The sequence below is a fragment of the Winogradskyella sp. genome (assembly GCF_013213835.1).
Classification (GTDB): domain Bacteria; phylum Bacteroidota; class Bacteroidia; order Flavobacteriales; family Flavobacteriaceae; genus Winogradskyella.
The window spans coordinates 1-14050 of the sequence record NZ_JABSSU010000005.1; the positions used below are offsets into that span (position 1 = coordinate 1).

Genomic DNA, 14050 nt, shown 5'->3' on the forward strand with positions numbered 1-14050 from the left:
ATGCCTTGATTGACACACATCTCAAATACATAAGTGAATACCTTTTCAAAGACTTCTTCTGGAAATAACTGTCTGGTTCTACTTATGGTGCTATGCCATGGTAGTTCTTCATCAATATCGTAATCTAAAAAATATAGGATATCTAATCGCATACTACAATGCGCTATCAGCTTACGATCACTGATGATGTTTTCTAAATAACCTACTAAACATAGTTTAAAAAAAACTAATGGATCTATACTCTTCTGACCGCTGTCACCATAATACAACTTTGTCTCTTTATATAAAAAATCTAAGTGTAGTACGTCCTTTAACCTTCGATAAAAATTAGTCTCTGGTACGCGGTTACTTAATTGGAAATTGCTGAATAGCTTCTCTTGATAAGTCTTCTTTCCTTGCATAACATAAGATACGTATTTTCCGTATCTTTAACAAGTAGTTGTGCAACAGGCACAATGTATAACCACAATTAAACACAAAAACCAGCTAGTTTTAGAGTGTCTTCGCGAAGCGATTTTTCTGATTTTTAATGAAAGATTTTCAAAACTATAAGTAATTTTTTTTCAACGCTAATTTTAGTTTGTTTTTATTACTCATAGTAATTTTTTCACTCTACATAAATACAATTTCTTTGGTCAACATATCAAAATATGGGTATTTACCCATAACATCTGGCGTACCGTTTTTAATTCTGTGATATCGTAATTGTAGTGTTTCAATCAACATATTTAAATCCTTAACTGTCGCTGGTTTATTTTCATTTTTAGTGAAATATGACTTTAATGTGTCAGCTATCAAACTTCCAGCGGTCGCATTTCCTATCCCAGCCAACGTCATTTTATCTTTTACATTCGTTGCATTACTCGTGGCTAGTTTATCTGTTTGAGTACTTAGTTCTGTACCGAGACTTTTGCGTGCATGATGTGCTTTAGAACGGCAAGTATTACTGCAATATTTTTGAACACGTCTTCTTTTAGGTTCAAACTCTTTATAGCAGTAAGCACAAGTATATAATTTGTTATCTTCCATTTTAGCGTCAAATAAACGTTTGTTTGACGCTAAATTACATTATTTTTCGTTGCTTTTACCTTTTAAGTCCATTTGATTAATGTTAAAAACCATTTGTAATAGGTGTAAATCTGCCTCCTCATTTGTTAGCAACACTTTTTTCTTTGGTTTCGGTTTCTCAACCTTTGAGATACCATTTTGATCTTTTTTAAGGGTATTGACTTTTAGTTTTAAGTTGCGCTCTGAGAAAACACGTTGCAGTTCAACACGCTGTTGCCAATTTCCAAAATGGTGGTAGAGTTCATTTCGATGTGCTTCGAGTACATGATGTTGTAAATCTAAGGTGCTTTGAATGGCTGGTGTATAATTTAATGTTTCTTCCTTAGCCTTATCCTTTACCATTTCGGTAATTCTTATATAGGTGTCCAATTCTGCAAAATAACTCTCTAATAGGTAGCTCATAGCTTTTTGTTGGACTGTATCTTGAATACGCATCAATTCAAATACATTCGTCTTTAATGCCTTCTCTTTATGAAGTAATTTAAATCCTTCTACAGCTCTTGTAATAAGATCTACTTCGCCGTTCTCTTTAACTAGGATAAGATGGCTTGTCATGCCGACTTTATCGAAAGCACTGAGATCCTGCCCAGATACTTCTTCCATAATACCTCTTGGTAAATAGAAAATAACTTTTCGATTGATTTTTTGTAATAGACCTTCTAAGACATTCTGCATTGCTAATCCGTCGTTAATAAATTTGAATAATCCTCTGGTAGCTCGGCATCAATATCTCTAAGATACTTTTCAAGTGTGGACATATTAGTATGACCTGTAATTTCCATTAATCTACTCTTAGCTTCATTAACAGAATGCACCGCTCTTAATTTACGATAGAGTTTGGTGATAAAAGTATGTCTAAAGCTGTATAGTGAATAGTTTTGATCAAAACCAAAATGGTCTTTAATGACCTTTTTAAATCGTTTAGAAAAATAATCTCTTCGGTTGATATCTGTTGTATCCCATTTACCGCCTATGCCATCTCTAGTAAAAAGAAAGTCATCCGGGTTCTTTGTACTTAAAGGTGGCAGTTCCTTAATAAGTATATCAGGTATTATTTTAGTCTTTAAGTTCTTAGTCTTTGATTGGAAACTTAATTTTTTCTCGGTTAGATTAATATCTTTTATTCTCAAACGACATACTTCAATTGGTCTAAGCATATTGTAAGAGATAAATTGAATATATAACAACAGTAGATGATCTTGTTTCTGTAAATACTCAAAGATGGCTTCTTCTTCAGAGCTCGAATAGGTCTTATGTCGTTTTGGTGTAGATCTAAGGGGTTTAATTGAACTCACAATATTGGTTGAAATGATTTCATTATCCTCTAAGACTTGAAAGATAGCTCGAAGTGCTGTTCTATAATTATTTCTGGTTCTTGACGAACTTGTTATCTGAATATGGTTTAAAAACTCTAAGACAATCTTTTTTGAAATGTCATTAATGTCCTGTATATCTTGGTGATGTTCTTGCAACCACTTTTTAAACTTATTGAGTTTACTTTGGTAATCTTTTATTGTAACGGTTTTAGCGACATTGGTTTTTAAAAGTAAGGCTTTATCAAACGCGGTTGCATAAAATACCACGGCTTTTGTCGCATTATCATCATAAGCATGAGTATCAGTATTCTTAGCTTCTTGGGCTGGTTGGGGTACTGGTTGCTCAGTTGGTTGAGGTGTTGGTTGCTCCTTTGCAACCTTTTGTGATGTTTGTTTGCGCCTATATAGCTCAGTGTTATCCTCAAAAGGATTATAGCCTTCTTCTAGTAATTTTAAAAGACGTCGTTTATAAATATTAAGAATAGCATAGCGTTCAGATTTGGTTTTAAAACGGTTGGTTTTTCCATAGATATTCTTAATGCGTTTCATTCTTCCCGTCTTCGGATTGCGATAGGAAAAATAGACATACCAACGCTTGGTTAAATCACCATCACCATCAAATATTTTAGGCTCAGAATAAAGGGGCTTGTGTTCCAAATCGTGTTCCAATTCGTGTTCATTTTCAAAACCGAAGGTAACTAATTTGTTAATAGATTGCATAAAAAAACGGTTTAGAGTGAACTAAACCGTTGATTTTGGTGCGACTTACGCCTTGTAGCGGGAACTGGACTCGAACCAGTGACCTTCGGGTTATGAGCCCGACGAGCTACCTACTGCTCTATCCCGCGATATTGGATGGCAAATATACAACGCTTTTTGATATTCGCAAGAATTATTACAAAAAAAAAGCGCTCTAAAAAGAACGCCTTTACAATTTGTATTGTTTTATTTAAAAAATTAATCGTCACTTTCATCATCATCGTCATCTTCCTCTTCATCTAGAGTTGCCAATTCACCTTCCATGTTATCTTTATCTAAATCAAAATCAACAAGATTTGGAAACTGCTCTTTTAAATAAGCGTAATTACCCTTAAAACTATTGTTACCAAGTAATAATGTTTTTAAGTTAGATAATTCTGCTAACTCACCAGGAATACTTCCATAGAAAGCATTATTAGATAACACCAACTCCTCTAATTCTGTAAGTTCACCTATTGCACGTGGTATTGTACCTAAGAAACTATTATCAAATAAACTTAACACTTTTAAAGACTTAAGATTAGAAATCGTTGAAGGCAATCTTCCCATCAATTGGTTACTACTTAATATTAGACTTTCTAACTTCGTTAAGTTACCAATAGATTCTGGCACTTCACCAAAGAAATCATTATTGTATAATTCAAGATGTTTTAAATTTTTAAGATTACCAATGTCTTTAGGTATTGCACCACTAAAACCATTGGAGAATAATTTTAAAACTTCAAGATTTTCTAATGAAGTAATAGACTTTGGCAGTTGTCCATTTAATTTATTAAATGACAGATTTAATTCTTTTAAAGCTGTTAATTGAGAAATTTCACTTGGAAGTGATCCTTTAAGATTATTAAAACTTAAGTTTATGGCTATTACTTTATCATTTTCTAAAGTAATACCATACCATTCTGAAACAGATTTATCTAAATCCCACGTGTTATTCCACTCTTTACCATTAGCTGTATTGTACAGGGCAATCAGTGCGTCTTTTTCGGTTTTGGATACGTCTGCAAAGGTAAAGGCAGAAAGCAAGCAACATAATAAGGTTAATTTTAGAGTTTTCATTACAATAGATTTGGGTTGTATGGTACTTCTTTACGAATTTACCACATATCGGTCAAAATACCAATTTTTTTCGATGAAATGCATAATACGTTATGAATTTCATCCTATTGTAATGCTCTATATACACTATTGCTCTATACTTATAGCCTCAAAAGTTGAAATTAGTTGATCTGCAACACAAATATTAATTTGAATAGGATTACAGCATACCTCGCAATCTTCTATATAACTTTGAGATGATTGAGACATATCTACTAGCATCGAAATCTCTTCCCAACAATATGGGCATTGAAAAAAATGTTCTTCCATTAGCTTAACTTATCAATGGTATCTTGAATGTCCTCCCAATCTAACATGAGTTGTTCTAATTGGTTCTTTTTTGCCTGATAAATATCGAAGAACTTCGGATCTGATACCGTTTCATCATAATTAGTTTCTAAGGCAATATCATCATTTTTTATGTCTTTTTCTAACTGATTAATCTTAGATTCAATATTACTCAACTTATTATTTAATGATTTAAGCTTCTTTTGTTCTTCATAGCTTTTTTTATTATTCTCTTTTGGCGTTACCTCGACAACAGTCCGCTTTTCTGCTTCTCTAAGGTTTTCGATATTTCGCTGTTCTAAATAAAAGTCAATATCACCGAAATACTCCTTTATTTTTTGATCCTTAAACTCATAAACAACATCTGTTAAACCTTGAAGAAAGTCTCTATCATGAGATACTAAAACCAAGGTACCTTCAAATTTTTTCAATGCTTCTTTAAGGACATTTTTAGACTTAATATCTAAATGGTTTGTAGGTTCATCCATAATTAAGACATTAAGCGGTTGTAATAAGAGTTTTGCTAGCGCCAATCTATTACGTTCACCACCAGAGAGCACTTTTACGTATTTTTCTACTTCTTCGCCTCTAAATAAAAATGACCCTAAAATATCTCTTACTTTGCTTCTATTGGTTTCATTAGCTGCATCTATCATTGTATCTAAAACGGTTTTATTACCATCTAAATACTCAGCTTGATTTTGAGCGAAATAACCAATCTGAACATTATGACCTATCTTTAATTGGCCTTCATGCTCTAATTCACCAACCATAATTTTTGCTAAAGTAGATTTTCCTTGTCCATTTTGACCAACAAAAGCTGTTTTAGTATCTCTAGGAATAGTGAGATCAACAGCATTGAGCACTTTTAAATTACCATAATTTTTTGATACATTGTCTAACTCCACAACTACTTTACCAGGAACAATTGAAACCGGAAAATTTAACGTCATCACACTATTATCATCTTCATCTACTTCAATGCGATCCATGCGGTCTAACTTCTTAATAAGTGATTGTGCCATAGTTGCCTTAGAAGCTTTTGCTCTAAACTTTTCAATTAACTTTTCAGTTTGTTGAATCTGCTTTTCTTGATTTTTTTGTGCTGCTAATTGCTGTGTTTTGATTTCCTTTCTTAGTTCTAAAAACTTAGAATATGGTTTGTTATAATCGTATATACGACCAAGTGAAATCTCAATAGTACGATTGGTTACATTATCTAAAAACATTTTATCATGAGATACAATAACTACAGCTCCATTATAGTTTTTTAAAAAGTTCTCTAACCATATAATAGACTCTATATCTAAATGGTTTGTAGGTTCATCTAGAAGTAATAAATCATTATTTTGAAGTAGAAGTTTAGCAAGCTCTATACGCATGCGCCAACCACCAGAAAAAGTATCTGTCAGTTTATTAAAATCTTCTCGTTTAAAACCTAAACCTTGTAATATCTTTTCAGTATCTCCTTGGTAATTGTAACCGCCTAATATTTCATATTGATGCTGAATCTCATTTAAATCTATCATTAACTGATTATAGGAATCACTCTCATAATCTGTGCGCTCAGCTAATTGCGCATTTATTTGTTCTAGCTTTGCTTCACAGTCCTTTATGTCTTTGAAAGCTTCGTAAGATTCTTCTAGCACTGTTTTACCAAAATCAAAGTCAATATCTTGTTTTAAAAATCCTATTTTCAGATTTTTATCTGCCGCCATTTGCCCTGTATCTGCTTCTTGTTCTTTAGAAAGAATTCTTAGCATAGTTGATTTACCTGCACCATTTTTACCGATAAGTCCAATGCGATCACCAACACCTAATTTGAAAGTTATGTCTTCAAAAAGATATTCTCCCTGAAATGAAATCGATAAATTATGAATATTAAGCATCAGTACTGTTAAATAATTTGTTGCAAATGTTACTTTGGTTACATTTATAGAGTCAGAAAGAATTAACTTTGTAAACCTCTAAAAAACGCAAAAGTAAAGGTTTTTAACTATGATTAGAAAAGGAATGAAACTTTATAGTATTCTTTTTGGTGCATGCCCAAAATGCCATCAGGAATCCATGTATGTTGAGAAGAATCCTTATAAACTTTCAAGTACTATAAAAATTAATGATAACTGCTCACATTGTGGCACTAAATACAGGATGGAACCGTCATTCTTTTATGGATCAATGTATGTAAGTTATGGGCTTGGTGTTGCTTTTGCGGTAACTACTTTTGTTATTTGCTATGACATATTCGAGCTATCACCAATGAGCTCATTTATTGCTATTATAATTACATTAATTGTCCTTTTTCCTGTAATGATGCGATTATCAAGAAATATCTGGATTAATCTATTTATGAAATATGATAAATCCTTAGCTCAAAAGTCTAAAGCAAAATAAAACAACCTTATTTTAATAATTGAATCGATTGACATCAATTTCTTTGTCAAGAGCTATGTTTTCTTCAATAAACTGAAATAACCTTTCAGCAACATATGGTGCAATCATAACACCACGAGTGCCTAATCCGTTTAATACAAACAGATTTTTAAATTTTGAATGAGCACCAACTAATGGTCTTCTATCCTTAACTGTAGGTCTTATTCCAGCTACATGGTCTACAACCTCATAATTACATTTTAGAAATGTGTTCAGTTTATTAAGTAGTTCTTCTCTACCAGAATTGGTAGGTGTATTGGTTTTGTCCTCCCAATTATAAGTAGCACCTACTTTATACAAGTCATTACCTATTGGTATTATAAATACAGACGATTTTACAGCATAATCTACTTTTAAAGCTGGCGCTTTAATGGTAAGCACCTCACCTTTTGTACCATTTAATGGAATATCTCTAAAGAAAGGATTCTGCTTGACACCAAAACCTTCAGCAAATACAATATAACTCGAATCAATATCTTTATAGGTTACACTATCATTTTGAGTTACTAAATCATCATATACAAAGTGTTCTTCTCTCAAAGATTCAGTAGTCTTAAGAAATTTTTTATATTCTGAAATAAGTGTTTTAGTATCCAAACGACCTGCATGCAACACTTCACCAAAACCTAACGGTGCGTCAATAAAGGTATTATCATTCTTAATGAGCTTGGTAGAAAGAAAGGGTTCTAGATTTGGTTTATCTGAAGCGCTAAACCACAAGTTTTGTTCTTCTACAGAAGTGAATCTTCGTAATAATTGAAACTTATAATCCACTTTTATATTAAGTTCTTGCTCAATAGATTGATAAAGAGGAATAGCAATATCTAATTGTTCTTTAGCTTTCCATACTTCTGAAAACCGCTTAAGTATTACAGGATTATACATGCCTCCAGCAACCAAAGACGATTGTTGAGACCTATCATCAAATACAATGAATGACTTTTTATGTTGTCGCAGTTGCTCGCAAAAGGCAATACTAGCTAATCCACAACCAACAATTATATAGTCCACTTTTTTCATGAAACGAATTTAAAAAAAGATTCTTCCTTTAGAATGGGTAATAAAAAAAACGCCCACAAAAAGTGAGCGTTTTCATTATTATACGTTAGATTGTTAGTAACTCCACATATCTTGTTCGAAGTTTCTAATCTTATCTTTTACACGATCAGATTCTAAGAGTTGCATTAAGGCATTGTCTGCTACGTACTCTTTGATCTCTCTATCACCATATACATTCTCTTCTTTATAAATTAATCCGTGAAAACGACGGCTATTTAATAAATGATCAAATGAAATTGGCGAAGAACTATTTCTGTTATTGAAAGCCTTAGCCTCGTGTAATATATCTCTTACTTCAGGATAAAAAATCCAAAACATTGGTATTGGTTCATTGTATTCAGAATTTTCATCATCAATGAAGTTCACATCTGGTGCAGCTGGTGCTATACCTAGTATACGATACTTTAATTCACCTTGACGCTTGTCAAAATACCAAAGTCCCTTGATTAAATAAGAATTAATATCAGCTGGTTCGATATCCCTTTTGATAACATACTCTTCTGGTAATTCTTCTTCACCTACAAAATTCTCATTCATGTAGTCCTTACCAGCATCAGTGATTCTAGTCATAGACAAAGATGCTTTAAGATCCTCTAGTGTACGCTCTTCAGTAAAATACGAATCAGCATAAACTGTTGGAATCATTCCGCTTTCCATGTTCTCCATTAAAACCTGATACAATGATTTTCTATCATCACCTAAGTTATTTTCAACAGGAAAATATAGAGGAAAATTAGCACGTTCATCCAAGATTACTTTTTCCCATGTCATTTTAGAAAATAAGATGTCTCTATCACCAACATAACCGTATTCTAGAGGCTTATCGTTATCTAAAAGCAATTCTGCTTCCGTTTTCATACCAATTTCTTCTGGTATTTTAGCATTTAGAATGTTAGACTGAGCAAACATACTATTCGCAGCAATTAACACTAAACCTGTATATAAAACATTTTTTAAATTCATCTTATTTTCTTTTTGTAATTCGGGGTATGAATTGATTAATTACTTGTTACTTCAATAATAACTGGTGGAACATTCTTCAAATTATATTTTGAATTGCCTTGAATCTTAGCCTTTATATCGAAGATTGTAACATTTTCGCCTCTTCTTGCTTTCTTGATAGCAGACTTAGCTTGAGCATTCATTTTTGTACCAGTTACATTAACCGTTGGTTGACCAGGCACTTTAATTTTAAATGATGTTACAACTATAGGTAAATCAAAAACAAAGTCTTGTAATTTAGCACCTACTGTACCAATTTCAATATTACGCTTTGGTAGTTTGATAATTTTATTCCCTAAGTTACCAGATATCTCTCCTGTCGGCGCAGGAATATCTTTAATTCTAAATGTTTTCTGATCAGTGACTTTTTGTCCATCATCTAATGTACCAGTAACATTAATAGTTACTTCTTTACCTTTACCAGGATTCATTATGTATTTACCACCACCTTGAGGTGCAAGTCCATTACCTGATGCTTGTACTTTATTATCAGGCACTCCAGCAAATGAAATTGTCATCGGATTAGCTACACCACGATATACAACATTCATTTTATCAGCAGATATAGTCGCTTGCTTTGGTCTAGGTACCACAACATAATTAGCAACTATAGGTATAGGTAATTCTTTACCGTTTTCAATAAATGTAAATTCACCGCTTATTTCATGCTCACCCACATTACCCACATTGAAATCAAGTGACGCCGCTCCCGAAGAATCAATTGCCTTAGATAAATCAACTTCTTGTCCTTGAACAACTAACTTTGTTGGTGGCACATTTGCATACTTTCCGATCACCACTCTCCCTTGGAATTTCTCACCAGCAAAAAATGCAGACTTATCCGCTAAAACGATTGCTTGATAATTATTAAGTGTAGTAGCCTCAGAAACGATATTACCTAAAAATAAACTTAACATATCAGATTCAGTTACCTTAACATCGTTCTGCATTGCTGTTAACTTAGTGTAAGACGCTATCGCAGGGAAACCTTGAAAATGATAATTTAACCAATCAATCTTTTTACCATCTTTATTTGAAACCTTTTCAGTGTTAAAAAGTGCATTAAAACTCTCTGATTGCCCACGGTAACTCTCATCAGTTGATAAGATGTCATTTATAGCCTTTTTATACTCATCAATTTTACTCATAACCTCTTGACCTTTCTTTGTCAAACGGTCACCAGTAAACCAGGCTTCATCCAAAATATCCGTCTTATCCATCGATTCAAACGGAAGCTTTCCTGTTTTAGGGTCAATTTTGTACTTACCTTCTCTAATTACATCAGCCTTTAAAGTTTCTAAGTAATCATAAAACTTATCTGTTGCAATCTTCACCTGCTGAGCTCTTGCAGCTGGTACTTTAAATTCAGCCGGATTTTCAGCACCTTTAGTTACTAATTCAGCTAGTAATTTTTCATTTCTATCTGTAGTAGATGCGTTAGAAGTGCCAAACTTCTCCTCCATTAATCCGAATGCGGATAATACTTCTTTTGACATATTCATCGCCATCATCGCAATGAAAACGAGATACATCAAGTTAATCATTTTCTGTCTTGCAGATACATTTCCTCCTGCCATGTTTAATTAGTTTTTAATTGTTAATAATATAATCTATAATAAAACTAATTAGCTTTTATTCATTGCAGAAAGCATTCCACCATATACACCATTTAATGATGATAAGTTAGATGCTAATGATTGCATTTGCTCTTTTAATTTAGTTGCATTTTCTACAGCCTCTTCGTTGATAGCAGCTTGACGATTTGCACTTTCCATCTGAACCTTGTAAAGGCTATTTAATGATTCCATTTGAGCAGCAGCTAAAGATAACTCTTCGCTGTATTTCTTTTGAGCAGACATTGAATCTACCGTTGGACTAATGTTTTTAGCAGCACCTTCAAAATTCTTAATGCTATCTCCTAAACTTGCCATTAATTCTCCGTCAATTTTTGCTTCTTTTAATAAATTGTCTAATTTTTTAGATAATAACCCTTCAGCATCTTTTGGCTCTTCTTTTTTCTTCTTACCTAAAGATTGCCCACCAGCTAATTCTGGATAAACTAAAGACCAATCTAAATCTGCTTGTTGTCTTTCGAATGCAGAATATGTAAATACTAATGCCTCCACTATCATACCTAAAGTTAGGATTTCAGAACCATAAGGCCAGTGCTGGATTTTGAATAATGCTCCAACAATTACAATTGCTGCTCCAAGTCCATAGACCATATTAGTGATAGTGATTTTTCCTTTTTGTGCCATAATTTTGTTTAGTTTTTAGTTTAAGTTAAAATGGATTATAACTTAAGTAGGTTGTTTGTTTATTGATTTGTTTTTTGTTATTAGATTTTAATTTGTTGCAGCGTTTTGAGTCACTTCAGTCCCCATGTAATCTTGTACAGTTCTGAAACCAATGTAACTTCTTGCAGAGTCAGCATATTCATAATCTCTTGAACTCACTTGTAAGAAATACGCAACATCTTTCCAAGATCCACCTCTTACTACTTTACGAGCATTGTCAGGATCGTTTACATTAGGGTTAATTGTTGATGCAAATTCGTAAGATGCTGCATCATAAGATCCGTTAACCCATTCAGACACATTACCTGCCATGTTATATAGGTTAAAGTCATTTGGATCATAAGCATTCGCCTCTACTGTATATAAAGCTTGGTCAGCGGCATAATCACCACGAAGTGGCTTAAAGTTTGCCATAAAACAACCTCTGTCATTTTTAGTATATGGCCCACCCCAAGGATAAGAAGCTCCTTGAAGACCGCCACGAGCAGCATATTCCCATTCTGCTTCTGACGGTAATCTATATGCATTTACTGGTTGCTTTCCTTTACTTTTTTGATATGAATTATGATGTATTGTTCTCCACTGACAAAAAGCTCTAGCTTGTTTCCATGACACTCCTACAACCGGATAATCACCGTAAGCATCATGCCAGAAATAATCATTATGCATTGGCTCATTGTATGAATATGCAAAATCTCTAATCCAAGCTGTGGTATCAGGATAAACCTCAACTTCTTCTTGTTCTATAACTTGAGAACGCTTTAAACTTCTGTCTCTAGCAGCCTTTGCGATGTCCATGTGTGTATACTGAAACTTGAATTGCTTCACATCCCAAGTTCTCTGACCATTATACGACTCCTCTAAAGGTAGATACATGCCGTCCATAACTTCAGCGTATAACTCATCTGGATATTCATCAGTATCAAAAATTAATTCTACGTCACGATTAATTTTTCTTTGTTCGTTACCATATGTATTTAACATGTAACTTTCGTAGGCATTTAATTCTTCTGGGTTCGCATCTAAATATGCAAATTCACCAATGTCACCATTTCCAGGAGTCACACCTTCTAAATCTGCCATTTCAGCTAATTTATATCGAAGTATAGAGTCTCTTACCCAGTATACGAATTGACGATACTCACTATTTGTGATTTCAGTTTCATCCATGTAGAATGCACGAACTGTCGCCGTTTTTGTTGGAGCATCTTGCACACCAGCTATATCATCATCTGATTTACCCATAATGAAAGCTCCACCAGGAACTAAAGTCATCCCATAAGGCTTCTCTGGGTGCCATTTTTTACCACTAACACCTACCAATTGTCCGCGGTCTCCAGAACTACAACTGGCCACCATAACTAATACTGTTGATAGTAAAATAAATTTCTTAATATTCATAGTAACTCTAGGTTAAATTAATCGTCGTAAAATTTAAGGTCGTAAACATATTTATATTTTTTCTAACAAACAACTTTTTTTCGATTTTTTTTGCATTTAATCTGTTAAAAATGCATTTCGTCGATGTTTTTAACAGTCATTGTCCGACAAAGTGTTCATTTTAAAAGCTGTTCTTCCTAAAGGCCTTATACCACCTTTCAGGTATATTGCCTTTTGTAGCATCAACATAATCTGCATGCATGCATGGTAATAACGTGTGCTTTTTTAATTTATTATTAACATCTGGTAAAAAAGGAATTTCTATCCACCATCGTCCTGTTTTTAAACTTTTGTAGAAAATAAGCTCATCTTCTTCTATTAATACATTGAATTTTTGGTAGTTATTTTCATTGGCAAAACTATCATCCTTAACCCTACAATTAACGCCTTCCACAAAATACCAAATCATTTGCGCCATGAGCATTGAAGTGGCCTGATCATTTTTTGATTTATGATATTCGTAAATACCAAAAGACGACACCTTATTGCTTATACCGGCATAGCGCGTAATTGCACATATTTCTTTTCCTGAAAAACCATTGGGTGAAAATTTCTGGTTATCACTTACTTCAGAAGATCTTACCGATCTCATATCTACTGACACAATATGAGCATCTCGCATCAATGGCTCTACCATATTAATATTACTCGAAACTTCACCTAATCTATAAGCTTCGAAATATAGTTTCTCCATAAGATCAATCTCCTCTTGCGAATTGAAATAAGTTTGATAACCAATAGTGGAATAATTAAACAAATTATAAGGTTCTTCTACTATTATCTTACCAACATAACTATTATTCTTAATAGGAAGATTTGCATCACCAAGGTCAAAGTTAGTGTCTAAACTAACTATATTCACCATTGGCATAAGGTTATCATATGCTCTATAATTAGAGTATGTTAAATCCTGACTACCACCAAGTATGATAGGTATAATGTTTTTCTCAACTAAAACGTTGATTGCAGTCCGTATAGCAAAGTATGTATCTTCTACTGTTTCACCAGGCTTTATATCACCAAGATCGGCTATGGTTGTGTTCCAATTTCCAGGAAATAAATTATACAGTGCCGTTCTTACATTATCGAAATTGAGTTCTGCCCCAATATAATTGATATCATTTCTATTTTCTAAAACCCCAATGATAGCAATTTTAACATCGTCTAACTCAGGAATACCATGTTGGTTAGAGTGGACTTTTATTTTTCTTCCAATAGCCTGTTGAGAAAGTAATTCTTTATGAGCTAGGACAGCATCCGAAACAGGCGTTAGGAAACCAAAATTCATAT

At 33.3% G+C, this 14050-nt stretch carries 14 protein-coding genes and 1 tRNA gene; 1 reads left to right on the plus strand and 14 read right to left on the minus strand.

Annotation, left to right across the window (positions count from 1 at the left end; translation table 11 throughout):
- The 8 genes from HRU50_RS08470 to HRU50_RS08505 all read right to left on the minus strand — a co-directional run.
- Positions 1-401, minus strand: a 401-nt coding sequence (locus tag HRU50_RS08470) for a transposase (protein ID WP_296350186.1), incomplete at its 3' end; no start/stop codon positions are given.
- Between the two features lie 211 nt (positions 402-612).
- Entirely contained in the window at positions 613-1029 is a 417-nt protein-coding gene (locus HRU50_RS08475) for a hypothetical protein (RefSeq protein ID WP_296350188.1), read from the minus strand.
- 39 nt (positions 1030-1068) lie between these two features.
- Entirely contained in the window at positions 1069-1743 is a 675-nt protein-coding gene (locus tag HRU50_RS08480; RefSeq protein WP_296350190.1) for a hypothetical protein, read from the minus strand.
- 2 nt (positions 1744-1745) lie between these two features.
- Positions 1746-3104 carry a tyrosine-type recombinase/integrase gene (locus tag HRU50_RS08485; protein WP_296350192.1) on the minus strand — a complete coding sequence of 453 codons (1359 nt, stop codon included), beginning with the start codon at positions 3102-3104 and terminating at the stop codon, positions 1746-1748.
- Between the two features lie 55 nt (positions 3105-3159).
- A tRNA-Met gene (locus HRU50_RS08490) sits at positions 3160-3232 on the minus strand.
- A 109-nt stretch (positions 3233-3341) separates the two neighbouring features.
- Positions 3342-4202: a Two component regulator three Y domain protein gene (locus HRU50_RS08495; RefSeq protein ID WP_296350196.1), complete on the minus strand. Its 861-nt coding sequence runs from the start codon at positions 4200-4202 to the stop codon at positions 3342-3344.
- A 126-nt stretch (positions 4203-4328) separates the two neighbouring features.
- Complete coding sequence (locus HRU50_RS08500; protein WP_296350198.1) at positions 4329-4511, minus strand: CPXCG motif-containing cysteine-rich protein; 183 nt, start codon at positions 4509-4511, stop codon at positions 4329-4331.
- The gene (locus HRU50_RS08505) at positions 4511-6418 is read right to left on the minus strand and encodes an ABC-F family ATP-binding cassette domain-containing protein (RefSeq protein WP_296350200.1); all 1908 of its coding nucleotides are present in this window, start codon (positions 6416-6418) and stop codon (positions 4511-4513) included. The genes HRU50_RS08500 and HRU50_RS08505 overlap by 1 nt, the downstream gene beginning before the upstream one ends.
- Before the next feature lie 109 nt (positions 6419-6527).
- On the opposite strand from HRU50_RS08505, the gene HRU50_RS08510 reads away from it, so the two are divergent.
- A complete protein-coding gene (locus tag HRU50_RS08510) occupies positions 6528-6923 on the plus strand; it encodes a DUF983 domain-containing protein (RefSeq protein ID WP_296350202.1) in 396 nt (131 codons plus the stop codon).
- 12 nt (positions 6924-6935) lie between these two features.
- On the opposite strand, the gene HRU50_RS08515 is transcribed toward HRU50_RS08510, so the two are convergent.
- The 6 genes from HRU50_RS08515 to HRU50_RS08540 all read right to left on the minus strand — a co-directional run bounded on the left by HRU50_RS08515 (position 6936) and on the right by HRU50_RS08540 (position 14048).
- On the minus strand, positions 6936-7982 hold the full coding sequence (locus tag HRU50_RS08515; RefSeq protein ID WP_296350204.1) for an FAD-binding oxidoreductase: 1047 nt from the start codon (positions 7980-7982) through the stop codon (positions 6936-6938).
- 93 nt (positions 7983-8075) lie between these two features.
- Positions 8076-8984, minus strand: coding sequence for a gliding motility protein GldN (gene gldN / locus HRU50_RS08520; protein ID WP_296350205.1), 909 nt, complete (start codon positions 8982-8984; stop codon positions 8076-8078).
- Positions 8985-9019: 35 nt separating this feature from the next.
- Complete coding sequence (gldM, locus tag HRU50_RS08525) at positions 9020-10600, minus strand: gliding motility protein GldM (RefSeq protein ID WP_296350207.1); 1581 nt, start codon at positions 10598-10600, stop codon at positions 9020-9022.
- Between the two features lie 48 nt (positions 10601-10648).
- Positions 10649-11281 (minus strand): gliding motility protein GldL, encoded by a 633-nt coding sequence (gldL, locus tag HRU50_RS08530; protein ID WP_296350208.1) that lies wholly within the window; start codon positions 11279-11281, stop codon positions 10649-10651.
- An 87-nt stretch (positions 11282-11368) separates the two neighbouring features.
- Complete coding sequence (gldK, locus tag HRU50_RS08535; protein WP_296350211.1) at positions 11369-12721, minus strand: gliding motility lipoprotein GldK; 1353 nt, start codon at positions 12719-12721, stop codon at positions 11369-11371.
- 160 nt (positions 12722-12881) lie between these two features.
- Positions 12882-14048: a formimidoylglutamase gene (locus HRU50_RS08540; protein WP_296350213.1), complete on the minus strand. Its 1167-nt coding sequence runs from the start codon at positions 14046-14048 to the stop codon at positions 12882-12884.
- Positions 14049-14050: the final 2 nt, after the last annotated feature.

Excerpts from the sequence above, each read along its gene's own strand:
- HRU50_RS08475 (WP_296350188.1), bottom strand. The coding sequence starts at position 1,029 with ATGGAAGATAACAAATTATATACTTGTGCTTACTGCTATAAAGAGTTT.
- HRU50_RS08480 (WP_296350190.1), bottom strand. The coding sequence starts at position 1,743 with ATGCAGAATGTCTTAGAAGGTCTATTACAAAAAATCAATCGAAAAGTT.
- HRU50_RS08485 (WP_296350192.1), bottom strand. The coding sequence starts at position 3,104 with ATGCAATCTATTAACAAATTAGTTACCTTCGGTTTTGAAAATGAACAC.
- HRU50_RS08495 (WP_296350196.1), bottom strand. The coding sequence starts at position 4,202 with ATGAAAACTCTAAAATTAACCTTATTATGTTGCTTGCTTTCTGCCTTT.
- HRU50_RS08500 (WP_296350198.1), bottom strand. The coding sequence starts at position 4,511 with ATGGAAGAACATTTTTTTCAATGCCCATATTGTTGGGAAGAGATTTCG.
- HRU50_RS08505 (WP_296350200.1), bottom strand. The coding sequence starts at position 6,418 with ATGCTTAATATTCATAATTTATCGATTTCATTTCAGGGAGAATATCTT.
- HRU50_RS08510 (WP_296350202.1), top strand. The coding sequence starts at position 6,528 with ATGATTAGAAAAGGAATGAAACTTTATAGTATTCTTTTTGGTGCATGC.
- HRU50_RS08515 (WP_296350204.1), bottom strand. The coding sequence starts at position 7,982 with ATGAAAAAAGTGGACTATATAATTGTTGGTTGTGGATTAGCTAGTATT.
- gldN (WP_296350205.1), bottom strand. The coding sequence starts at position 8,984 with ATGAATTTAAAAAATGTTTTATATACAGGTTTAGTGTTAATTGCTGCG.
- gldM (WP_296350207.1), bottom strand. The coding sequence starts at position 10,600 with ATGGCAGGAGGAAATGTATCTGCAAGACAGAAAATGATTAACTTGATG.
- gldL (WP_296350208.1), bottom strand. The coding sequence starts at position 11,281 with ATGGCACAAAAAGGAAAAATCACTATCACTAATATGGTCTATGGACTT.
- gldK (WP_296350211.1), bottom strand. The coding sequence starts at position 12,721 with ATGAATATTAAGAAATTTATTTTACTATCAACAGTATTAGTTATGGTG.
- HRU50_RS08540 (WP_296350213.1), bottom strand. The coding sequence starts at position 14,048 with ATGAATTTTGGTTTCCTAACGCCTGTTTCGGATGCTGTCCTAGCTCAT.